The organism is Leucobacter sp. USCH14, assembly GCF_037619215.1.
Lineage (GTDB): Bacteria > Actinomycetota > Actinomycetes > Actinomycetales > Microbacteriaceae > Leucobacter.
The window spans coordinates 130563-151594 of the sequence record NZ_JAQPZP010000003.1; the positions used below are offsets into that span (position 1 = coordinate 130563).

At 70.1% G+C, this 21032-nt stretch carries 18 protein-coding genes and 1 tRNA gene; 6 read left to right on the forward strand and 13 right to left on the reverse strand.

The features are described from left to right. Positions 1-41: 41 nt before the first annotated feature. Positions 42-752 (forward strand): SDR family oxidoreductase, encoded by a 711-nt coding sequence (locus tag PQI23_RS04690; protein ID WP_339972029.1) that lies wholly within the window; start codon positions 42-44, stop codon positions 750-752. A gap of 29 nt (positions 753-781) precedes the next feature. Here the strand turns inward: PQI23_RS04690 and PQI23_RS04695 are convergent, their stop codons facing one another. After that, positions 782-1957 (reverse strand): glycosyltransferase family 9 protein, encoded by a 1176-nt coding sequence (locus tag PQI23_RS04695; protein WP_339972031.1) that lies wholly within the window; start codon positions 1955-1957, stop codon positions 782-784. 122 nt (positions 1958-2079) lie between these two features. On the opposite strand from PQI23_RS04695, the gene PQI23_RS04700 reads away from it, so the two are divergent. Both PQI23_RS04700 and PQI23_RS04705 read left to right on the forward strand, forming a co-directional pair. Continuing rightward, entirely contained in the window at positions 2080-3540 is a 1461-nt protein-coding gene (locus PQI23_RS04700; protein WP_339972033.1) for a PfkB family carbohydrate kinase, read from the forward strand. Positions 3541-3563: 23 nt separating this feature from the next. Then, the gene (locus tag PQI23_RS04705) at positions 3564-4691 is read left to right on the forward strand and encodes a DUF2795 domain-containing protein (RefSeq protein ID WP_339972035.1); all 1128 of its coding nucleotides are present in this window, start codon (positions 3564-3566) and stop codon (positions 4689-4691) included. Positions 4692-4715: 24 nt separating this feature from the next. Here the strand turns inward: PQI23_RS04705 and PQI23_RS04710 are convergent, their stop codons facing one another. The 5 genes from PQI23_RS04710 to PQI23_RS04730 form a co-directional block, all read right to left on the reverse strand. Next, positions 4716-5729, reverse strand: coding sequence for a DNA topoisomerase IB (locus tag PQI23_RS04710; RefSeq protein ID WP_339972037.1), 1014 nt, complete (start codon positions 5727-5729; stop codon positions 4716-4718). Beyond that, positions 5726-6838 carry a carboxylate-amine ligase gene (locus tag PQI23_RS04715; protein WP_339972038.1) on the reverse strand — a complete coding sequence of 371 codons (1113 nt, stop codon included), beginning with the start codon at positions 6836-6838 and terminating at the stop codon, positions 5726-5728. The genes PQI23_RS04710 and PQI23_RS04715 overlap by 4 nt, the downstream gene beginning before the upstream one ends. Positions 6839-6840: 2 nt before the next feature. Then, entirely contained in the window at positions 6841-7074 is a 234-nt protein-coding gene (locus PQI23_RS04720; protein WP_339972040.1) for a hypothetical protein, read from the reverse strand. A 61-nt stretch (positions 7075-7135) separates the two neighbouring features. Next, positions 7136-7600, reverse strand: a complete 465-nt coding sequence (locus PQI23_RS04725; RefSeq protein ID WP_339972042.1) for an SRPBCC family protein — start codon at positions 7598-7600, stop codon at positions 7136-7138. Positions 7601-7779: 179 nt separating this feature from the next. Then, complete coding sequence (locus PQI23_RS04730) at positions 7780-10080, reverse strand: bifunctional alpha,alpha-trehalose-phosphate synthase (UDP-forming)/trehalose-phosphatase (RefSeq protein WP_339972044.1); 2301 nt, start codon at positions 10078-10080, stop codon at positions 7780-7782. 151 nt (positions 10081-10231) lie between these two features. Between PQI23_RS04730 and PQI23_RS04735 the strand changes: the two genes are divergently transcribed. From PQI23_RS04735 to PQI23_RS04745, 3 genes are read left to right on the forward strand one after another with little or no spacing between them, the layout of a single operon-like run. Continuing rightward, on the forward strand, positions 10232-11218 hold the full coding sequence (locus PQI23_RS04735) for an AAA family ATPase (protein WP_339972046.1): 987 nt from the start codon (positions 10232-10234) through the stop codon (positions 11216-11218). Positions 11219-11253: 35 nt separating this feature from the next. Further along, positions 11254-12354: a DUF58 domain-containing protein gene (locus PQI23_RS04740; protein WP_339972048.1), complete on the forward strand. Its 1101-nt coding sequence runs from the start codon at positions 11254-11256 to the stop codon at positions 12352-12354. Next, a complete protein-coding gene (locus PQI23_RS04745; RefSeq protein WP_339972050.1) occupies positions 12351-14756 on the forward strand; it encodes a transglutaminaseTgpA domain-containing protein in 2406 nt (801 codons plus the stop codon). Before PQI23_RS04740 ends, PQI23_RS04745 begins: the two co-directional genes overlap by 4 nt. Before the next feature lie 19 nt (positions 14757-14775). On the opposite strand, the gene PQI23_RS04750 is transcribed toward PQI23_RS04745, so the two are convergent. The 7 genes from PQI23_RS04750 to typA all read right to left on the reverse strand — a co-directional run bounded on the left by PQI23_RS04750 (position 14776) and on the right by typA (position 20968). Further along, positions 14776-15123 (reverse strand): TraR/DksA family transcriptional regulator, encoded by a 348-nt coding sequence (locus tag PQI23_RS04750; RefSeq protein WP_339972052.1) that lies wholly within the window; start codon positions 15121-15123, stop codon positions 14776-14778. Continuing rightward, entirely contained in the window at positions 15120-17384 is a 2265-nt protein-coding gene (locus PQI23_RS04755) for a heavy metal translocating P-type ATPase (protein WP_339972054.1), read from the reverse strand. Before PQI23_RS04755 ends, PQI23_RS04750 begins: the two co-directional genes overlap by 4 nt. Next, positions 17381-17524, reverse strand: coding sequence for a hypothetical protein (locus PQI23_RS04760; RefSeq protein ID WP_339972056.1), 144 nt, complete (start codon positions 17522-17524; stop codon positions 17381-17383). The genes PQI23_RS04755 and PQI23_RS04760 overlap by 4 nt, the downstream gene beginning before the upstream one ends. 17 nt (positions 17525-17541) lie before the next feature. Beyond that, positions 17542-17751 carry a heavy-metal-associated domain-containing protein gene (locus PQI23_RS04765; RefSeq protein ID WP_339972332.1) on the reverse strand — a complete coding sequence of 70 codons (210 nt, stop codon included), beginning with the start codon at positions 17749-17751 and terminating at the stop codon, positions 17542-17544. A gap of 193 nt (positions 17752-17944) precedes the next feature. Next, positions 17945-18021, reverse strand: a tRNA-Pro gene (locus PQI23_RS04770). A 271-nt stretch (positions 18022-18292) separates the two neighbouring features. Beyond that, positions 18293-18928 (reverse strand): CG0192-related protein, encoded by a 636-nt coding sequence (locus tag PQI23_RS04775; RefSeq protein WP_339972058.1) that lies wholly within the window; start codon positions 18926-18928, stop codon positions 18293-18295. 135 nt (positions 18929-19063) lie between these two features. Then, entirely contained in the window at positions 19064-20968 is a 1905-nt protein-coding gene (gene typA / locus PQI23_RS04780) for a translational GTPase TypA (RefSeq protein ID WP_339972060.1), read from the reverse strand. Positions 20969-21032 lie beyond the last annotated feature (64 nt).

The following is a 21032-nucleotide window of genomic DNA, read 5'->3' on the forward strand; positions in this document are numbered from 1 at the left end:
TGCTGAATCACCACATCTCTCCACCCCCGAAAGGACCCTCGATGACCCTCTCCACCACTCCCACACCGGTCGGCCGCGTGCTCATCACCGGCGGCAGCTCCGGCCTCGGCGCCGCAGTCGCGCACGCCGTCTCCGAGGCCGGGGGCACGCCGGCGATCATCGACCTGGACGTCAGTTCGTGGAATGAGCGCGGCGTCGCCCAAGCGGCCGACGTATCGGATCGCGGCCAGGTCGAGCGCGCCGTCGCCGCGATCGCTGAAGAGCTCGGCGGAATCGACGCGGTCGTCACCGCCGCCGGAATCGATCGATGCGGGCGACTGGAGGATGTCGCGGCCGAGGAGTGGGAGCGCGTCATCGGGGTCAACCTCCTCGGCACCGTCTCAACCGTGCGTGCTGCCCTGCCGCACATCGAACAGGTGCACGGTCGAATCGTCACGATCGCCTCCTCGCTGGCGCTGCGCGCGCTTCCCGAGGCGACGGCGTACTGCGCGTCGAAATTCGGCGTGCTCGGGTTCTCCCGCGCGCTCGCCGCGGAGACCGCTGGTCGCCTCGGTGTCACGACGCTCATCCCAGCAGGCATGCAGACGTCGTTCTTCGACGACCGCCCCGAGCAGTACCGGCCCGCCGCCGACGCACAGCTCAACGATCCGGCGAACGTCGCCCGCGCCGTGCTCTTCGCCCTGCAGCAGCCGGCGCGCTCCGAGGTACGCGAACTCGTGATTGCGCCGGAGGACGAACCGTCGTGGCCGTGATCGCGCTGCTCGGCCGCCCTGCGCGCTCGTCAGCGCGCGGGGAGGTCGAGCAGCGCGCGCGCGTCGGCGAGCACGGCCTCCGTGCTGACATCGGCTACGAACGAGACGTCGTGCTCGCACCTCGGCGCCGTCCAGCCCACCTGCGTACTATCCCGGCCGCACACCGGGCAGTTCGTCGTCCACGACAGCTGTGCACGGTGCTCGCCGCGGCCCAGCGGGCCGGCGTTGAGCATGTTGCCGCACCAGAACACCGACGCGGTGGTCGTGCCGACGGCCTGGGCGAGGTGGCGCGGCCCGCTGTCGTTCGCCACGCAGAGGTCGGCGGCGGCGAGCACTCCGGGCAGGTCGCCGAACGGCAGCTCCCCAGCCAGGTTGATGGGCGCCGCCGCACCCGCGGCGACGGCGGCGGCGACGACCGCGTCGGCGAGCGATCGCTCGGAGGCGTCCCCGATCACGGCGACGCGCACGCCCGAACGCGTCAGTTCCGCAGCGACCGCGCCGAAGCGCTCGGCGGGCCAGCGGCGCCGCGGGTCGGTTGCGCCGGGATGCACGACCACGGTCGGCCCGGAGGCGCCCCCCAGGCGTTCGCGCCCGCGGTCGACCTCCGCGGGGGTCACGGCCAGTCGCGGTTCGAGATCGACGGGCGGCGCTCCTACGAGGGCGACGACCTCGAGCCAGCGCATCACCTCGTGCTGGAAGTAGACGTACGGCAGCGAGCGATCGAGCTCGAGGGCGTCGTCCGTGCGCGTGCCGATCGTGCAGCGCGCACCGAGCTCGACCAGGAACGGGTTCGAGAATCTCCCGCCCCCGTGCAGCTGAGCGGCCAGGTCGTACCCCTCCTCCCGCTGGTCCGCGAGAAAGCGCTCGACCGCAGCGGGGTCGGCTGCGACGCCTTCCCGCTCGTGGACCCCCTCCGCGATGGGGAGTTCGACGACACGGTGCGGCGCCCCCGCGCGCCCCTCGAGCAGCCTCGCGGAGGGAGCACCGAGCAGCGTCACCTCGGCCTCGGGGTACGCCGCGGAGAGCGCAGTGATCGCCGGCAGCGCGAACAGCAGGTCGCCGATGCCGCCGCCCCGCAGCACCGCGATCTTGCGCACCCCCTCCAGCTGCTCGCGCGGCACCCCCACAACCGGTCGCCGCGCGCCCACCCCGCTCCCGTCGGCGAGCGGCGATTCATCGACGGTGCGGTACGGGTCATGCGGCATGTGCTGCTCCAGTTCACGAGTACGTATTCGACATCGGGCGCGCGCTGCGCCTCCTCTCCTTCTGCCCGCTTCCGACCGGTTTCAAACGGACCGGTCATCGATCCCCCAGAAAGGCGGTCGTGATGAACCCGCTCGACAGCATCTCTCGCATTCGAGCTCACCGGCCCCGCATCGCGGTGCTCGGCGACTTCCTGCTCGACCGGTGGTGGCACGGCACCGTCGACCGAGTGGCACGGGAGGCCCCGGCCCCGGTGGTCGAACTCGCCGGCGCGTCCGATCTCCCGGGCGGCGCCGCGAACACGGCGCGCAATCTCGCCGCGCTCGGCGCTCGCGTCCGAGCGTTCGGGGCGATCGGAGCCGATGAGCCCGGCGACCGCCTTCGCGAGCGCCTGTGCGAGGCGGAGGTCGACGTCGACGCCCTGCAGCGGGTCGAGGGAGCGCGCACGACGACGAAGGCGCGGGTATCGGTCGCCGATCAGGTGCTCATCAGGCTCGATGACACTCAGCGCGAGCCCTGGCCGGAGCCGGTGCGGCGGCGGCTGCTCGACGATCTGCGCGAGGCGCTGTCGGAGTGCGATGCGCTCGTGATCTGCGACTACGGCGCGGCGCTGCTCGACGAAGCGATGATCGCGGAACTCGCCGGCCTCCCACGCGCCGCGCTCCTCGTCGTCGACGCGCACGAGCCGGCTCGGTGGGCCGCCCTCCGACCCGACATCATCACTCCGAACGCCGGCGAGACGGAGCGGTTGCTCGGCGACCGTCTCGGCTCGGGCGAGGATCGCGTCGCCTCCGCGGTGTCGGCGCGCGACGCGCTGCACCGGCTGAGCGGGGCGACGTCGGTGGTCGTGACGCTCGACCGTACGGGGACGGTGCTGCTGACCGATGATGCTCCTCCCCATCGAACCCGCGCTCACGCGGCTCCCGAGCAGCAGGCGTCCGGAGCCGGGGATGTGTTCGTCTCCGCGCTCGCCGTGGCCCGGGCAGCCGGCTGCGGGCTCGCCGACGCGGTGGACCTCGCGCAGCTCGCGGCCGACATCGCCGTTGAGCGCACCGGAACGTGCCGATGCTCGCTCGACGAACTCGAACTCCGCGCATCGGCGGCTCCCGACCCGCAGATCTCGGTGGCGGATCTCGCCCAGCGTCTGGAGGTGCACCGCCGCGCCGGCGAGCGCATCGTCTTCACGAACGGGTGCTTCGACGTGCTCCACCGCGGTCACACGGCCTCGCTGAAACAGGCGCGAAGACTCGGCGACGTGCTCGTCGTCGCGCTGAACAGCGATGATTCCGCTCGGCGCCTGAAGGGCCCGGGTCGACCCGTGAACGGCATCCGCGACCGCGCGAACGTGCTGTCGGAGCTGTCGTGCGTCGATTACGTCACCGTGTTCGGCGACGACACCGCGTGCGCCACGATTCGGGAGCTTCGACCCGATGTCTACGCGAAGGGCGGCGATTACACTCCGGAGATGCTCGAGGAGTCCGCCGAGATACGGCGCATCGGGGGTGAGGTCGTGATCCTCGATTACGTGCCGGATCATTCGACGTCCGAGCTCATCGATCGCTTGCGCACGACGGCCGAGGCATGACGCCGCAGTCGAGAGGGACGCCCGTGGAGCGAGATGATCGCGTCCGCCGCGAGCGGCCGCACCGCAGCCGACGCGGCGCGGCGCACTGGGCGCGTCCGGCGCCGCAGCACACGGCCGCCGTCGACGTCCTGATCCCGACGGCGGATCGCGGCGCCGAACTCGCAGTCGCGCTCGCCGGCCTCGCGGCGCAGGACGACCCGCCGTTCCGCGTGGTCATCAGCGATCAGTCCGAGCAGCCGGTGGAGCACGTTCCCGCCGTGCGCGGCATCATCCGCGTGCTCCGGGCGCAGGGACGCAGTGTCGAGGTGCGACGGCATCTGCCCAAGCGGGGCCTGGCCGAGCAGCGGGACTTCCTCTTCAGCTGCGCGTCGTCGCCGCGAGTGCTGTTCCTCGACGACGATGTGTGGCTCGAGCCCGGAGCGCTGGCCCGGCTCGACGCCTCCCTGTCGGAGCAGCAGTGCGGGTTCGTCGGATACGGGGTGCAGGGGCTCTCGTTCCTGGACGACCCGCGACCCGACGAACTGGCCCCGTTCGAGCCCTGGCCGCCCGCGAGCGTGCACCCGGAGCGTGTGCGCCCCGACACCCCCGAGCACGATCGGTGGCCTCTGCACAACGCGGCGAATCTCGCGCACCTCGCCTCCCGGCTCGAACTCGACGACGACGATCGTCTCGCGTATCGGGTGGCGTGGATCGGGGCGTGCGTGCTGTTCGACGCCGACGCGCTGCGCGAAGCCGACGGTTTCGCCTTCTGGCGGGATCTGCCCGAGCACCACGTCGGCGAGGATCGCGTGGCGCAGTGGAAGGTGATGGAGCACCGCGGTGGTGCTGGCATCCTTCCGAGCGGCGCGGTGCACCTCGAGGCCCCCACGTCCATCGTCGATCGCCGCGTCGAGGCGAGCGACGAGCTGTTCCCGGAGTCGGGATCCGCCCGACCCGAGCCCCGAAGGAAAGGAGAACACATGTCAGAACCGCAGAACCCCATCGAGGTGCAGCGCTACCTCGGCGGTGTCGACTACCCCGCTGACCGCTCGACGCTGGTCGAGGCGGCGCGCGACTCCGGTGCCCCGGACGACGTCGTATCAGCGTTGGAGGGTCTTTCCGACACCACGTACGACGCGCCGACGGACGTCAGCGAGGCGCTCGGGCAGTGACCCCGCGCCCGGCGGGCTCCGCACTCATCGCGGTGCCCGCCGGGCCAGCAGGGCCAGCAGGCACTGCTCGTCGACGCTGAGGTGCGACTGAGGCCGCATCTTCCTTCGCGCCTTGCGGAGCCGCTCCCGAGCAGCGGGGTCCTCCGCGAGCGCGAGCACGCGGGGGTCGATGTACGACGACTTCGTGACGGCGGGAGTATTGCCGAGCCGCTCCGCTGCAGCGCGCACCGCCTCCCGGGCTGCAGACGCGGCGCGCGTCTGCGTGCGAAACGCATCCTCGTCGTGCTCGAGCAACGACGAGAGGGCGAGCCGGCTGCCGCCCCACGTGCGGAAGTCCTTGGCGGTGAACTCCTCGCCCATCACCCGCTTCACGTACGCGTTGACGTGCTTGCTCCGCACTTGGCGCGATACTCCGGTGTCTTCGAAGAAGCGGAACACCTCGTCACCGGGCAGCTCTTCGAGGCGCGCGATCAATCGGGCGACCCGGGGGTCGGCGACACGACGGGCGTGCCGCTTGCCGCTCTTCCCGACGAAGTCGAAACGCACGGAACTGCCCGTCGCATCGATGTGCTCCTCGCGGAGCGTCGTCACCCCGTAGCTGCCGTGCTTCGCCGCGTACTCCGCGTTGCCGACGCGGAAGAACTCGAGATCGATGAGCCGGATCACGCACGCGACCACGCGCTCCCTGCCGAGGCGCTTGCGGCGCAGGTCGCGATCGACGCGGGCGCGCAATTTGGGGAGCGCTGCGCCGAACCGTCCGAGCCGAGCGAACTTCTCGCGCTCCCGCCGCTGCCGAAAACGCGGGTGGTAGATCATCTGCGTCCGGCCCGCCGCGTCGATGCCGCGCGCCAAGACTTTGGCGGAGGGCCCCCGGGCGATCCGCACGTCCGTCCAGGCGGGCGGGATCGCGAGCGCCTCGATCCGCGCGATCTCCTTCGCGGCGGTCACTCGACGCCCATCGCGACGGTAGATGAAGCCGTCGCCGTCGACCTCCCGGGTGATCGGGCCGCCGCGGCGTCGGCGACCCGACCCGCTCATCGGGCCCCCTGCTCCCCGGCAGCGCGGTAGAGATCCAGCAAGCCGGCGATGCCCTGCTCGCGGAAGCTCGAGAGCTGCCGCTGCGCGGGTCCGCCGAAGGTGCGCAGATCGCTCAGGTACCGATCCACTCGGTCCGCGTCGCCGAAGCGTTCGAGCGATGGCTCCGCGTACGAGAACATCTGCTCGAGCAGTGCCGCGGCCGGCTGGGCGACGCCCTGGACGGGATCGATGACCGACGACGAGAGCCCGTCTCGCGCTGCCATCCATATCGCACCGTTGACGAGACCGGGAGTGGCCGGCTGCTCCTCGACGCCGCTCTCGGCGTCGGCGAGCACTCGATCGACCAGGCCGCGCACCAGGAGTGCGAACGACACCGCCGACTCCGGCGCGAGCTGGGCGTCCGCGATGCGGAGCTCGATCGTCGGAAATCGCTCGGAGAGCCGTGCGACCCAGGTGACGATGCCCGGGTCGATGAGCACTCCCGTGTCCACGAGTCGCGCGACCGTCCGCTCGTACTCGTCGCCGGAGGTGAACTCCGGCGGATACCCCGCGAGGGGCCACGACATGCTCTTGATGTGGCGCCAACTCGCGAGACCGGTCTCTTCACCGCACCAGATCGGCGAGTTCGCCGTGATCGCGAGGAGCGCGGGCGCCCACCGCGCCAACCCGCGCAGCGCGGTCACGCCGGCGTCGCGAGAGGGCACCGACACGTGCACGTGCGTGCCGGTCACGTACTGGTGCGCAGCGGCTGCGCGAAGCTCCGATCGGATCTCCCGATAGCGCGCCTTCGGAGTGACCGACCCCTCGTGCTCCCCTCCGACGGGGGGCAGGCCGGTGCCGGCGAGCACCGCGCCCTCCTCCTGGGCCGCGGCGCCCGCCACTGCACGGAAACTGCGCAGTGCATCATCGGCCTCCCCGGCCTCGGTGCACACCGGCGAGGCCGTCTCGAGCTGGCTGGAGAAGAATTCGCGGTCGGCTTCGCGACGCAATTCGGGGCGACGCTCAACGATCTGAGCGGCTCGATCGATGGGGGCGCCGCTCTCGGCGTCGAGAAGGAGGTACTCCTCCTCGACGCCGAAGCTGCGAATCTCTGACTCGGTACGGCTCACGCTCAGAGGGCCTCTCCGGCCTCGGCATCAGTCTCCGTGTCCTCGGCGCGCCGAGCGGGCGACGAGGCGACGTCCTCGCCGAGCTCCTCGAGCGCTTCCCGGGGATCATTCGTCGTCGTCTCTACCGCCTGCTCGTCGTCAGCCGTCACGAGCGGGCGATCCTCGTCGCGGTGATCGGTGACCGTCAGGTCCTCATCGCCGTCAATCTCGTCGGTCGGCTCCCAGATTTCGGCCATTGCCGTCCCCTTTCTTCAGTGGTGCGTGCAGCTGCGGAGGGTCCGCGGGGCTGCCGTAGTGTCAGACGTCGCTCGGGCGGTCGACCGAGCCGCGCCAGGCCCCCGACTCGAACCCGTTCGATTCGAGCAGACGGGCGAACTCCTTCAGGTCCTTGCCGACCTGTGCGTCGTCGAGCTGGAGAACAGCCCCGGCGCGCTCGACGAACCCCTCCGGCTCCCAGTCGAGCTGCAGGCGCACTCGCGTCTTGTTCTCGTCGAGCCGATGGAAGGTGACGACCCCGGCGTGCGAAGGACCCGAGACGCTGTTCCATGCGATGCGCTCATCGGGAACCTGCTCGGTGATCTTCGCGAGGAAGTCCCGCTCCACGCCGCCCACGGTGACCCGCCAGTTCAAGGTGGTCTCGTCCACCTGCTTCACCTCTTCGACACCTCCCATGAACGCCGGGAAGTCCTCGAACTGCGTCCACTGGTTGTAGACGGTGCGGACGGGAAGGTCGATATCGATGTCGCTGCTGACAGTATTCATTTCGGGTCACTCCTATCGTCGTGTCGAAGAATCGATCTGAGATGATCATCGATTCGTTCACGAGCGTATTGCGCTGCGCCGGATGCTGTCTGCGGGGTTGATTTCGCAGGCGCCCGTCACTATTCGCGGGCGCCGGCGCTGCTTCGAGCTCGCTCTGGAATCGGCCCCTTCCGCGCAGCTCAGTCGGAGCCGATGACGATGCCGGTGCGCAGTTCCACCAGGCGAGCGAGCACCGCCGCTACCGCCGCCGGATCGGGCACGCGCTCGGCGGCGGCCGTGTCGCCCTCGCCGACCTTGATGCCGAGATCGTCGGGCCCGAGCACGGCGAACGCGTCCTCATCGGTGACGTCATCGCCCAGGAACAGGACGGGGCCCGCGGGCAGCGCCTCGCGAATGCTCTGGAGCACCGTTCCCTTGTCGGAGGCGCGCACCGAGAACTCGCGCACCTGCTTACCCTCGCGCACGTGCAGCCCTTCGGCGACGCCGAACTCGACCGCTGCGGCCAGCAGCTCGCGCCCGTACTCGGGATCGGCGACCTCTCGCGTGTGCACGGCGACGCCGAACGGCTTGCGCTCGAGCCGCACCCCGGCCTCCGATCCGAGCACTCGTTCGAAGCGACGAGTGATGCGATTCAGGCGTTCCGTCTCCTCATCGGTGGGCTCGCCGGAACCGCCTCCCCCGGCGATTCCCGAGACGTCGAAGCCGGTCAACTCGGACCCGTGCGAGCCGGAGATGATCCAGCCCTCGCTTCCCGTTCCGGTATCGGCGAGACCGCCCAGCGAGCGTCCGGTCAGCAGCGCCACGCGCACGCCGGGCGCGGCGCTCAGCATCTCCAGCGCCTGGCGCGCCCGCGGCAGCATGCGCGCATCCTGCGGGCGCGGCACGATCGGGGCGATGGTGCCGTCGAAGTCCGTCGCCACGAGCAGGGATGAGGCGGTTGCGATGCGGCGCAGACGGTCGCCCACGCTGCGCGGAACGAAGGCCTGCGGTACGAGCGACACCGGTCCGGTCGCGCCCTCCGGTGTGCCACTGGCCTGGGCGGCCGCCCGGGTCTCGGAGATCGAGGTCATCGACCCGAGGAACCCTGCGGCCCAGTGCTCGACGTCGTTGTCGTGAACGGCGCGTCGGAGGCCGTGCATGCGACGCCGCTGCTCCTCCTGCGGCATGTGCGTCGCACGCAGGAAGGCCGCCTTGAGCCCCTCGATGTCGTGCGGGTTGACCAGCAGCGCGTCCTTCAGCTCGTCGGCGGCACCGGCGAACTCGCTCAGCACCAATACCCCCTGCTCGTCCTCGCGGCAGGCGACATACTCCTTCGCCACGAGGTTCATGCCGTCGCGGAGCGGCGTCACGAGCAGCACGTCGGCGGCGAGATAGAGCGCCACCATCTCCTCGCGCGAGTAGCCGCGGTGCAGGTAGACCAGCGGCGAGTGGCCGATCGTGCCGTGCTCGCCGTTCAGGCGCCCGACTGTGAGTTCGACCTCGTTGCGCAGCTGGCGGTATGCGTCGACCTGCTCCCGACTCGGGCTCGCCACCTGCACCAGCACGATCTCCGACGCGTCGATCTCGTCATCGGCGAGCAACTCGTCGAACGCCTTCAGACGGTGCCGGATCCCCTTGGTGTAATCGAGCCGATCGACTCCCAGCATGACCGTCTTCGGGTCTCCGAGCTCGGCGCGGATCTCGCGGGCGCGCTGCTGCGTCTCGGGGCGCCGAGCCACTTCGGCGAACGCGGCCGCATCGATCGAGATCGGGAACTCCTGCGCGAGCACCGTGCGCCCCGGGGCGTCGGCGGTCGCGGGCAGCACCATCGTGTTGCCGAGGGCCTGCGTGTGCGTGTACCGCTCGGCGATGGTGCGGAAGCTGATCGCGTCGGGAACGCGCTGGAAGCCGATCACGTCGGCGCCGAGCAGCCCCTGAATGATGCTGCGACGCCACGGCAGCTGCTCGAACAGCCCTCTCGGCGGGAACGGAATGTGCAGGAAGAACCCGATGGTGAGGTCGGGGCGGAGCTCGCGCAGCATGGCGGGAACGAGCTGCAACTGATAGTCGTGGATCCACGCGACGGCGCCCTGCGCGGCCGTCTCGGCGACGCGCTCCGCGAACCGGCGATTGACCTTCACATACCGATCCCACCACTGCCGGTGATACTCCGGCGATGCGATCACGTCGTGGTACAACGGCCACAGCGTGCCGTTCGAGAACCCCTCGTAGTAGCGCTCCACGTCGTCGCGCGACAGATCGACCGGCTCGAGCCGCATGCGCCCGATCTCGAACGGCTCGATGTGCTCGTCGGCGCTGCCCGCCCACCCGACCCACACGCACCCGAGCTGCTCGACGATCGGTTCGACCGCGGTGACGAGGCCCCCGGGCGAGGTGCGCCACGAGGTCGTCCCATCCGCCGCGATCACCCGGTCCACGGGCAATCGGTTCGACACCATCACGAGCTCGCGCCCTCCGGTCAAATCCTTCATTCCGGTCATCGCACCTCCCAGCGGCTTCACTCGAAGTCTAGTCAGCCCCGTCACGAGTCGCTGCCCCTTGACGAGCCCGGGGCGCGCAACACAGCAATCCCCGGGTTGATGTGGCAAGCTTCGAGTGACTGCGAAGCGAAGAAGGGCAGACACGATGTCGATGACCGAACTGTCTCACGAACCGGTTCCGGCCGCTCACGCCCTCGACGTGCAGCCCAGCGCACTCGCAACGCGCATCGGCGACGCACTCTCGCAGGTCATCCAGGGCCAGCGAGACGTCATCGAGACCGTGATCACCACGGTGCTCGCGGGCGGCCATCTCCTGCTCGAAGATGTGCCGGGCGTGGGCAAGACGACGCTGGCGACGGCCCTCGCCCGATCCATCAGTGCGGATTCGCGCCGCATCCAGTTCACATCCGACATGCTGCCCACCGACGTGACCGGGCTGTCGGTGTACGACCAGGAGACCCGCCGCTTCCAGTTCCACCCGGGCCCGATCTTCGCGAACATCGTGATCGGCGACGAGGTGAATCGTGCGACGCCGAAGACGCAGTCGGCTCTGCTCGAGGCCATGGAGGAACGGTCGGTCACCGTCGACGGGAGCACTCACCGCCTCCCCGGGCTGTTCGTCGTGGTCGCGACGCAGAATCCGGCGGACATGGAGGGAACCTTCGCGCTTCCCGAAGCGCAACGAGATCGGTTCATGACGCGCATCTCGCTCGGGTACCCCGACCCCGCATCCGAGCTGCGCATGCTGCTCTCGAAAGCGGACCAGGATCCCCGAGACGCCGCCACTGCCGTCGCGTCGGTCGAGGAGGTGCGCGCTGCGCAGCGGGCAGCAGCGAGCGTGCACCTCTCCACGGAGGTGGGCGGCTACATCGTCGACCTGATCAACTCCACGCGTTCGCACGCCGGAATCGCGCTCGGTGCGAGCCCCCGCGCCTCCGTGCACCTGAGCCGCATGAGCCGCGCCCGCGCCGCCGTGCTCGGCCGCGACTTCGTCTCCCCCGACGACGTGGCGAGACTCGCGACGACCGTGCTCTCGCACCGTCTCGTGCCGCACGGCCGGTTCGCCCGCGCGGACGAAGCCGCTCGGGCCGCGACCGGAATCGTCGAGGAGATCGTCGCTCGAACGCCGCTGCGCTGATGCACGGCACGGGGCGGACCTCTTCGGAGTGGTCGATGACGCTGACACCCCGCGGATGGGCGTGCACAGTGGCCGCCTTCGCACTTGCGGTGGGGTGGTACGCGATCGGCCTGCGCGACATCTGGTACATCGCCTGGCTGCTCGCCGCGCTGGTCGTCGTCGCGCTCATCGGCGCCGCCGTCGGCGGCCGTCTCGCCCGATTCGCGGTCGGCGTGCGGCTCGATGAGCCCGCGCCTTTCGTCGATTCGACCGTGGACTGCACCGCATCCGTCACGCACCGGCTTCCGGGCTCTGCGCGCGGGCGCGCGGTCTGGAGCTCCGACGGAAGGCGCACCTCGATGACCATTGCGTTCGACCGCGGGGCGCCTACGATCAGTGTCTTCGAGTGGACGGCGTCAGAGCGAGGTCCCCATGACATCGGTATCGCCGCGATCGGACTCGTCGATCCCCTGGGCCTCGTGCGCTTCGATGCGTACGTCGCTGCCACCGCCACGACGCTGGTACTGCCGCGCCCGCTCACCGGGCTCGCCGCCTCCCTCGACGCGGAATCCGCCTCCCGTCATGGGGACGACACGGGCGCGGCCGCGAACGGCACCGGCGAGGGCACCATCGGTGGAGGCGCATTGCGCGAGTACCGGCGCGGAGATGCATCGCGGCAGATCAACTGGAAGCAGAGCGCTCGACAGGGAGAGTGGCTCGTGAACCTTCCGGAGCCCGCGACCCGCACGGAGCGCGCGCTCCGGCTCGACTGCGACGCCGATGCGTACCGGTCGCCCGCCGACTTCGAGACCGCGGTATCAGCGGCGGCGGCGGTCGTCGTGCACTGGGCGCAGTACGGGCACGTGATCGAGCTGCAGCTCGGAGGGGTGCTCGCCGCAGTGAGCGACTCGATCGACCCGCTGCTGCGCGCGCTCGCCGGCGCGCGGCTCGGACCCGGTGCTGCTGGCGAGTCGCCGCGGAACGCCTCCCCGGCGGCGCACCCGCTTCCCGCAGTCGTCGTCTCCGGCACGGTGCACCGGCGGCTCCGCGACGCCCTCGCAGCGTCTCCCCGCAGCGGCACGCTCTTCACGGTCGCGCCCGTGCCCGATGAGCTCCCGGGCGGCTGGCGCTCGGTCACGATTCCGGAGGCGTCATGAGCGCTGCTGCGGCCACGACAGGCGGACAGCGCCAGAGCGACGCGGTGGATCGCGCTCCCGCGATCCGGATCTTCGCCGCGGGAGGCCTGCTCCTGGTGCTGTGGGTCCTCGCGCTGGCCGCTCTGACCCCGGTCTTCGTCTGGGGAGCCTGGTGGCCCTCCGCCCTCGGCATCGTCGCGGTGACCATCGTGGCCGCATGCGCGATGCGAGCCCGCTCGCCGAGGCGACGAGTGCTGGCCGGCTTCGTCGGGTTCGCCGCGGGCCTGACCATGTGGCTGCTGCTACTGCTGTTCAGCGGCCGAATCGGCGACTGGGTCGGTGACCCTGTCGCAGTGTTCGAGCAGGTGCAGCTGCGCATCGTGGGGGGATCCGCTCCGCTCACCGTCGCCGGCCCGCTGACGGACCTGCTGCTCGCGATCGTGCTGCTCGTCGCCGCTGCGACGACGATGCTGCTCGTCGCAGCCGACCTGCCGGTGTTCGCAGGAGCGTTGGTCTCGCTGGTGCTGGTCGTGCCGTCCGCTGTGACCGGCGTCTCGATCGGAATGCCCGTATGGGCCGCGGCGCTCGCAGCCCTCGGACTGCTCGTCTGGGTCAGCGCGGGGACGCCGCGGTGGTACGGGGCTGCAGCCGGAGTCGTCGCGGGCGCACTCGCGATCGGCGGAATGGCGGTGACTCCGGCGACGCAGGATCGCATCTGGAACGATTCGCTCTTTCCCTCCCCCGTCTCCCGCACCGTGCCCGACGTCACGCTCGCCCTGGCCGAAGATCTCCGCGAGCGCAGCAGCGCGCCGGCGTTCAGCTTCACGAGCTCGGCTCCCGGACCGTTGCGGTTCACGCTCGCGACGCTCGCCGAGTTCGAGGGCGGGCAATGGCAGCCGCAGCAGGAGCTCGCCGCGGGCAGGCCCGATGTGACCCAGGCGCGGTCCGCAGCGACGCTTCCGCCGGAACCCTCGGAAGCGGCTCCCTCAGCGCCCGCACGCTCCGTCACCATCACCATCGACGGGTTGCTGAGCTCGTGGCTCCCGCTGCCTCAATCGACCACGCTCGTGCATCCGAGTCGAGACGACGACGAGTTCCGGGCGGAGCGATGGGTATGGTCTGCGGAGTCGAACACCGCGCAGACCGAGCGGGACATCACCCGGCGCGGTTACGAGTACACCGCTGCAGCGGCGCCGCTCGACGCCGGGCAGCTTCCGGCGGACGGACTCGCCTCACTGCCCGAAGAGGCGACGGCGCTCGTCACCGATGCGGATCCCGGCTCGGCGATCGCCAGGTACCTCGAGCTGCCCGAGGGCGTGCCCGAGGCGGTGTCGTCGGCCGCAGTCGAAGCCGCCGGGGGCCGCTCGAGTCGGCTCGCGGTGGGACGGGCGCTCCAGGACTGGTTCCGCAGCAGCGCGTTCACCTATGACGAGGCCGCGCCGTATCAGCCCGGCGCCGACCCCGGCGACCCGTACGCGGTGATGACCGAGTTCCTCGAGACCCGGAGCGGGTTCTGCGTCCACTACGCGGCGACCTTCGCGGTGATGGCGCGCGATCTCGGTGCGCCGACGCGTGTCGCCGTCGGGTACGCGACCCGGGCCGAACGGGACGAGAGAACGGTCGTGCTGGGCCGGGAGCTGCACGCCTGGCCCGAGATCTACGTCGACGACGTGGGGTGGGTCGCGTTCGAGCCGACGCCCGGTGGCGCCGGTCTGATCGCCGACGGCGACCGCCCCCAGCGTGCGGACCAGACCGACGCGCCCGATCCCGCTGCAGCACCGGATGACGAGTCGGCCGAGCTGCCGCAACCCGACGAAGCGCCCTCGGAGGATCCCGCCGACGCGGTGACGGAGGGGGCCGATCCCGCCGAGATCGCCGCAGCGCCCACCTCGGCCGTGGGCATGTGGGTCGTCTCGACTGCCGCCGCACTGCTCGTTCTACTGGTGATGTGCGTTCCCGCCGCGCGACGCGCGTGGCGGAGGCGGAGACGCATGAGAGCGATCGCCGTCTCGCCCGCCCCGGCGACTGCCGCTTGGGAGGAGCTGAAGGACGCTGTGCTCGATCTCGGCCTCGGTGCGTCATCCGGGGTACCTGTGGTGCCTCGTGCGCAGACCGCCGATGCGCTGCTCGAGCACTGGGAGCGGGCGGGCGCGCTCACCGGCGCCTCCGCTCTCGCCGCGCGCGAGATCGCGGCGGACATGACGGCGGAGCGCTACGGGGCTGCTGCTCCTGCGCGCGATCTGCGCGGCGACGGGGAACGCCGACTCGGGATCGAGCGTCGCCTCGTCACGTGCATGACGGCACTGCGCGCCGCAGCGACTTCCGCTCAACGCATTCGGGCCCGCTGGATGCCGCGGTCGGTGCTGCGCGAACGCGGCGCCGCGTCGGGCACGGTCGCTCGGAGGACGGCCGCGGCCGACTGATCCTTCGCCCTCGGCCTGCTCAGGGTGTGCACGCGACGCAGCGCTCGCGGAAGGGCCGCACCTCGAGCTGCCCGATCGGGATCGGCTCTCCGCAGGCGGCGCACGCCCCGTACCGCCCCGCTTCGAGGCGACGCAGTGCCTCGGCCGACTGTCGCGCGTCGTCGCGGGCGGACTCCAGCAGCCCGGCGAGCAGCGACCACCGCGCGGAGAGGGGCTCCCCATCGGGGTCGTGCTCGTCGTCGTCGACCGAGCTGCGGCGCGCGCTCGTGAGCGCCGCGATGTCGCGCTCCAGTTTCGTCGCGCGCCCATCGATGCGCACCTGCTCGGCGATCAGCAGATCGCGAATGCGACGTTCAGAGGCGGTCATCGAGTCACGCTCCGGAATCTGCGCAACCGGAGGCTGTTCCCGACGACGAAGACGGACGAGAACGCCATCGCCGCGCCGGCGAGCATCGGGTTGAGCATGCCCAGGGCCGCGACGGGGATCGCGGCGACGTTGTAAGCGAAGGCCCAGAACAGGTTCGTCTTGATCGTCGAGAGCGTCTTGCGCGAGAGCCGGATCGCGTCGACCGCGGATCTCAGGTCCCCACGGACGAGCGTGATGTCAGCGGCCTCGATTGCGACGTCGGTGCCCGTACCCATTGCGAGCCCCAGGTCGGCCTGCGCGAGGGCGGGAGCGTCATTCACGCCGTCGCCGACCATCGCGACGACCTTGCCCTCGCTCTGCAGTCGAGCGACGACGTCGACCTTGTCCTGCGGCAGCACCTCGGCGATCACCTCGTCGATGCCGACCTCGGCGGCGATCTCACGGGCAACGGCCTCGTTGTCGCCGGTCAGCAGCACCGGGGACAGACCGAGGCGTTTCAGGTCGGCGATCGCCTCTGCACTGCTGGGCTTCACCGTGTCGGCGACCATCAGCACGCCGCGCGCCTGCCCGTCCCAGCCGACGGCGACGACCGTCTTGCCCTCGCGCTCACCACGCGCCTTCGCCTCCGCGATCTCGGCGGAGAGCTGCTGCGACCAATCGGCGAGCAGCGATTCGCGGCCGACCACCACCGCGGTGCCGTCGACGATGCCCTGCACCCCCGTGCCTTCGACATTGGCGAAACTCTCCGGTGCGGGCAACGGGCCGACCTCACCGGCAGCGCCTGTGGCGATGGCCTGCGCGATCGGGTGCTCGGAGGCGTTCTCCAGTGCGCCGGCGTAGCGCAGCAGCTCGGCCCGGTCGACACCGGGCTCGGTGATCACGTCGACCAGGGTCATCCTGCCGCTCGTGACGGTTCCGGTCTTGTCGAGCACCACGGTGTCGACCTTCCGGGTCGATTCCAATACCTCAGGGCCCTTGATGAGCACGCCCATCTGCGCGCCTCGGCCGGTCCCGACCAGCAGCGCGGTCGGGGTGGCGAGCCCGAGGGCGCAGGGGCAGGCGATCACGAGCACGGAAACTGCCGCGGTGAGTGCGGCTGCGGCCGGGAACCCGGCGCCGAGCCACGCGCCGAGCGCGGCGACGGCGATCACGATCACGATGGGCACGAAGACCCCCGAGATCCGGTCGGCCAGGCGCTGCACCTCGGCCTTCCCCGCCTGCGCGTCCTCGACGAGCTTCGCCATCTGCGCCAGCTGCGTATCCGAGCCCACACGAGTGGCCCGCACGACGAGGCGCCCGCCGGCGTTGACGGTCGCTCCGGTCACCGTGTCGCCCTCGACGACCTCGACGGGCACGGACTCGCCGGTGAGCATGGACGCGTCCACGGCGGAGGTGCCCGACACGATGACGCCGTCGGTGGCGATCTTCTCTCCCGGACGCACGACGAACTCATCGCCGACTGCCAGTTCCGACGTCGGGATCTTGACCTCGGCGCCATTGCGCAGCACGGAGACCTCTTTCGCCCCGAGTTCGAGCAGAGCGCGCAGCGCAGCGCCGGCCTGGCGCTTGGAGCGCTTCTCGAAGTAGCGGCCGGCGAGGATGAACATCGTCACCCCTGCACCGACCTCGAGGTAGATGTTTGCGGCGCCGTCCGAGGGAGCGATCGTGAATTCGAACGCGTGCGTCATCCCCGGCGTCCCTGCCGTGCCGAGGAACAGCGCGTACAGCGACCACAGGAACGCCGCCGCCGTGCCCATCGAGATGAGCGTGTCCATCGTGGCGGAGCCGTGCTTCAGGTTCGTCCATGCCGCCTTGTGGAACGGCCAGGCCGCCCACACGATCACCGGAGCGGCCAGTGCGAGGGAGGCCCACTGCCAGTACGTGAACTGCAGGGCGGGGATCATCGACATCGCGATCACGGGTACCGTGAGCACGATGGATCCGACGAGCCGCTGCCGCAGCGCGGTGAGCTCCGGATCAGCACCGTCTTCAGCTCCGGCCGTGGACGCACCGGTCGCGGGCTTCGGCTCCGGGAGCACGGCCGTGTACCCGGTCTTCTCGACCTCGCTGATCAGCAGCGCCGGGTCGTACCCCTCCGGAACGCTCACCCTCGCCTTCTCAGTGGCGTAGTTGACCGTCGCGGAGACCCCGTCGAGCTTGTTCAGCTTCTTCTCGATCCGATTCGCGCAGGAGGCGCAGGTCATCCCGCCGATCTCCAGTTCGATGCCGGCACCCGGCGCCGGCGATGTGTGCGTGCTCACTGCGCGCCCCTTCCTTCACCGTGCTGGTCCATCTGACTGTGCTCACGCCACGACTCCACGGCGCTGTCGGGAACGATGATTCCGGCCAGCCCGTAGGCCCCGCCGAACGCGACCGCCAGCGCGGCACCGTAAAGAGCCATACGGACTGGAGTTCTCATCAGACTCGCGCCGCCTGGTATCCGGCCTCTTCGACTGCCGCCAAGATCTGCGCGTCGTCGATCTCGCCGTCACCGGTCACGACGAGCCTCCCGGTCTGCGCGCTGACCTGCACGTCGGCGACACCGGCGACTTCGCCGACCTCTTCTCGGACAGACATCTCGCAGTGCCCGCATGTCATCCCGGTGACCTGGTACTCGCTCGCAGCCATCATGATTCCTTCCTCGTGCGTACCGATCTGGGTTCGCTATCAGAAACAACGGTATACCCCCTATGGGTATTCCAGCAACGGATTCAAGAGGGAATGGGAGTTAAGGGTGTCGATGCATTCTCGCTTCATATGCGCCCGGCGCCCTTCGGGAAACCGAAAAAGCCGCGGAAACCCTTGAGTTTCCGCGGCTTTGTGGTCGGGATGACAGGATTTGAACCTGCGACCCCGTCGTCCCGAACGACGTGCGCTACCAAGCTGCGCCACATCCCGATTGCGTTTTTCACGCAAGGAATACTCTAGCGGTTTCTCCCCGAAACACGAAAACGACGCCCCACGCCGCCCACCCCCGTCCGCCCATCGCGGCCCACCTTGCTCCCCTTGCGAGCGGGGTCACTTCCGGAGTGTGTCGCAGGGCGCACACCGTCTGACACCCTCCGAAAGTGACCCCGCTCCGGAAATGGGGCGGGGCAAGGCGGCAGGGCGGGACGGGTCGGCGGGACGGGTCGGCGGGACGGGGCGGGTCGGGGCGGGTCGGGCGGCGTCAGAGGCGCAGCGATGCCAGCAGCGCATCGACGGTGCCGGGCCACTCGCCTCGCAGGCTCAGGGTGCCTGCAGGATCATCGCCGGCCTCGACCGCCGCCACGCGGTGCAAGGCGAGCAGAGCGAACTCGGTCTCCGCGATCGACGCCGCGCCCTCCGAAGCCACCCGCACGGCGGCGAGCTCGGGAACCGGGCCAGACGTCGCCCCGCTGCCGTGCACGCGCACCGAGGGCTCGCGCTCGGCGGCGTTCCCCTCCGCGTCGTGCGTGAATTCGCGGCTGCCGCGCTCACCGCGGACGATCGCACCCGCAAGCACCGCGCGGAAGACCGGGTCGCCGATCGCGTCGTACGCCCAGCGCGTGCCGAGCACGCCGTGCTCCATGGTGCCGACGAGGAAGTCATCTCCGTCTTCGAGCCCCGCCCCGCGGTACGACAGCGGCACGTGATAGACCGTTTCATCCCCGGCCGTGAGGACGTGGCCCTCGAGGCCGACTTCACCCTCGGGGTCGTCGAAGCGGTAGGCGCCGATCGGGTCGAGCTGCCCGGGGTCGCCCGTGAACCACGGCTGCGCCGGCAGCCAGGCGGCGAGAAGTTCGTACTTCGACGGGCTCAAAGTGGTGCGGTGGATGATGGCCATGGTCCGATCCTACGACCGCTCCGCCGAAATGGTCGAGGCGCATCGAGGTTCGACCTCGCCCCTCGAGGCGCCCCGCACACGCAGAGGCCCCGGACCGCGCGAGTGCGCGAACCGGGGCCGTCAGAGCGAAGCGCGTTACTTCTGGTTCTTCGCCCGCGAGGCGGTGCGTGCGCGCATCGAAGCCGCGAGCTCGACCTTGCGGATGCGCACGTTCTCGGGCGTCACCTCAACGCATTCGTCTTCGCGCGCGAACTCGAGGCACTCCTCGAGCGTGAGTTTGCGAGGCGGCGTCATCGACTCGAAGGTATCCGCCGACGCCGAACGCATGTTCGTCAGCTTCTTCTCCTTGGTGATGTTCACGTCCATGTCTTCGGAGCGCGAGTTCTCACCGATGACCATGCCCTCGTAGACCTCTTCCGTGGGCTGCACGAAGAAGCTCATGCGCTCCTGCAGGTTGATGATCGCGAACGGAGTCGCCACACCGGCGCGGTCGGACACGATCGAGCCGTTGTTGCGGGTCGTGATCGTGCCGGCCCACTCGTCGTATCCGTGCGAGATCGCGTTCGCGATGCCCGTTCCGCGAGTGATAGTCATGAACTCCGAGCGGAACCCGATGAGGCCGCGCGACGGGACGATGAACTCCATGCGCACCCAGCCGGTGCCGTTGTTCACCATGTTCTCCATGCGGCCCTTGCGCGCCGCCAGCAGCTGCGTGATCGCGCCGAGGTGCTCTTCGGGCGTATCGATCGTGAGGTGCTCGTACGGCTCGTGCTTCTTGCCGTCGATCTCCTTCGTCACGACCTGCGGCTTGCCGACGGTCAGCTCGAAGCCCTCGCGGCGCATGTTCTCGACGAGGATCGCGAGCGCCAGCTCGCCGCGGCCCTGCACCTCCCAGGCGTCGGGGCGTCCCACATCGAGGACGCGCAGCGACACGTTGCCGATGAGCTCGCGGTCGAGGCGATCCTTGATCATGCGCGCAGTGAGCTTGTGCCCCTTCACCTTGCCGACGAGCGGCGAGGTGTTGGCGCCGATGGTCATGGAGATCGCGGGCTCGTCGACCGTGATGGTCGGCAGCGGGCGCACGTCCTCCGCGTCGGCGATGGTCTCGCCGATCGTGATGTCCTCGATGCCCGCGATCGCGACGATGTCGCCGGGACCGGCCTTCTCGGCGGGGTAACGGGTGAGCGCCTTGGTGAGCATGAGCTCGGTGACGCGCACGTTCTGCACGGTGCCGTCGTGCTTGACCCAGGCGACGGTCTCGCCCTTCTTGATCCACCCGTGGTGCACGCGCAGCAGCGCGATACGGCCGAGGAACGGCGAGGAGTCGAGGTTCGTGACGTGCGCCTGCAGCGGGAAGGTGTCGTCGAACTGCGGTGCGGGAACGCGCTCGAGGATGGTCTGGAACAGCGGCTCGAGATCCGGGTTGTTCGGCAGGTCGCCGTCAGCGGGGCGCTCGTGCGATGCGGCGCCGGCGCGGCCCGAGAGGTACACCGTGGGAACATCGAGCACGGCGTCGACGTCGATATCGGGGTGATCCTCGGAGAGGTCGGATGCGAGACCGAGCAGGAGATCCTGCGCCTCACCCTCGACCTCTTCGATGCGCGCATCGGGACGGTCGGTCTTGTTGACCGCGAGGATCACGGGGAGCTTCGACTCGAGCGCCTTGCGCAGCACGAAGCGGGTCTGGGGCAGCGGCCCTTCCGACGCGTCGACGAGCAGCACGACGCCGTCGACCATCGAGAGCGCGCGCTCCACCTCGCCGCCGAAGTCGGCGTGGCCGGGTGTGTCCACGACGTTGATGACGATGGGGCCGCCCGAGGCGTGCTTCCCCTCGTACGAGATGGCCGTGTTCTTGGCCAGGATGGTGATGCCCTTCTCGCGCTCGAGGTCGTTCGAGTCCATGACCCGATCGTCGACCTCGGCGTGCGCGTCGAAGGAATTGGTCTGACGCAGCATGGCGTCGACGAGCGTGGTCTTGCCGTGGTCGACGTGTGCGACGATGGCGACGTTGCGGAGGTCTTCGCGTGTGGCGAGAGCCATAAGTAGGTGAGTCCTAACGAGACGAGGGAGCGTCGGCACGGCGGGATGCCGGCCACGGAGCGGG

Excerpts from the sequence above, each read along its gene's own strand:
- PQI23_RS04725 (WP_339972042.1), bottom strand. The coding sequence starts at position 7,600 with ATGAATACTGTCAGCAGCGACATCGATATCGACCTTCCCGTCCGCACC.
- PQI23_RS04750 (WP_339972052.1), bottom strand. The coding sequence starts at position 15,123 with ATGACCGCCTCTGAACGTCGCATTCGCGATCTGCTGATCGCCGAGCAG.
- PQI23_RS04720 (WP_339972040.1), bottom strand. The coding sequence starts at position 7,074 with ATGGCCGAAATCTGGGAGCCGACCGACGAGATTGACGGCGATGAGGAC.
- PQI23_RS04710 (WP_339972037.1), bottom strand. The coding sequence starts at position 5,729 with ATGAGCGGGTCGGGTCGCCGACGCCGCGGCGGCCCGATCACCCGGGAG.
- PQI23_RS04760 (WP_339972056.1), bottom strand. The coding sequence starts at position 17,524 with ATGGCTCTTTACGGTGCCGCGCTGGCGGTCGCGTTCGGCGGGGCCTAC.
- typA (WP_339972060.1), bottom strand. The coding sequence starts at position 20,968 with ATGGCTCTCGCCACACGCGAAGACCTCCGCAACGTCGCCATCGTCGCA.
- PQI23_RS04700 (WP_339972033.1), top strand. The coding sequence starts at position 2,080 with ATGAACCCGCTCGACAGCATCTCTCGCATTCGAGCTCACCGGCCCCGC.
- PQI23_RS04695 (WP_339972031.1), bottom strand. The coding sequence starts at position 1,957 with ATGCCGCATGACCCGTACCGCACCGTCGATGAATCGCCGCTCGCCGAC.
- PQI23_RS04745 (WP_339972050.1), top strand. The coding sequence starts at position 12,351 with ATGAGCGCTGCTGCGGCCACGACAGGCGGACAGCGCCAGAGCGACGCG.
- PQI23_RS04730 (WP_339972044.1), bottom strand. The coding sequence starts at position 10,080 with ATGACCGGAATGAAGGATTTGACCGGAGGGCGCGAGCTCGTGATGGTG.
- PQI23_RS04765 (WP_339972332.1), bottom strand. The coding sequence starts at position 17,751 with ATGGCTGCGAGCGAGTACCAGGTCACCGGGATGACATGCGGGCACTGC.
- PQI23_RS04740 (WP_339972048.1), top strand. The coding sequence starts at position 11,254 with ATGACGCTGACACCCCGCGGATGGGCGTGCACAGTGGCCGCCTTCGCA.
- PQI23_RS04735 (WP_339972046.1), top strand. The coding sequence starts at position 10,232 with ATGACCGAACTGTCTCACGAACCGGTTCCGGCCGCTCACGCCCTCGAC.
- PQI23_RS04775 (WP_339972058.1), bottom strand. The coding sequence starts at position 18,928 with ATGGCCATCATCCACCGCACCACTTTGAGCCCGTCGAAGTACGAACTT.
- PQI23_RS04690 (WP_339972029.1), top strand. The coding sequence starts at position 42 with ATGACCCTCTCCACCACTCCCACACCGGTCGGCCGCGTGCTCATCACC.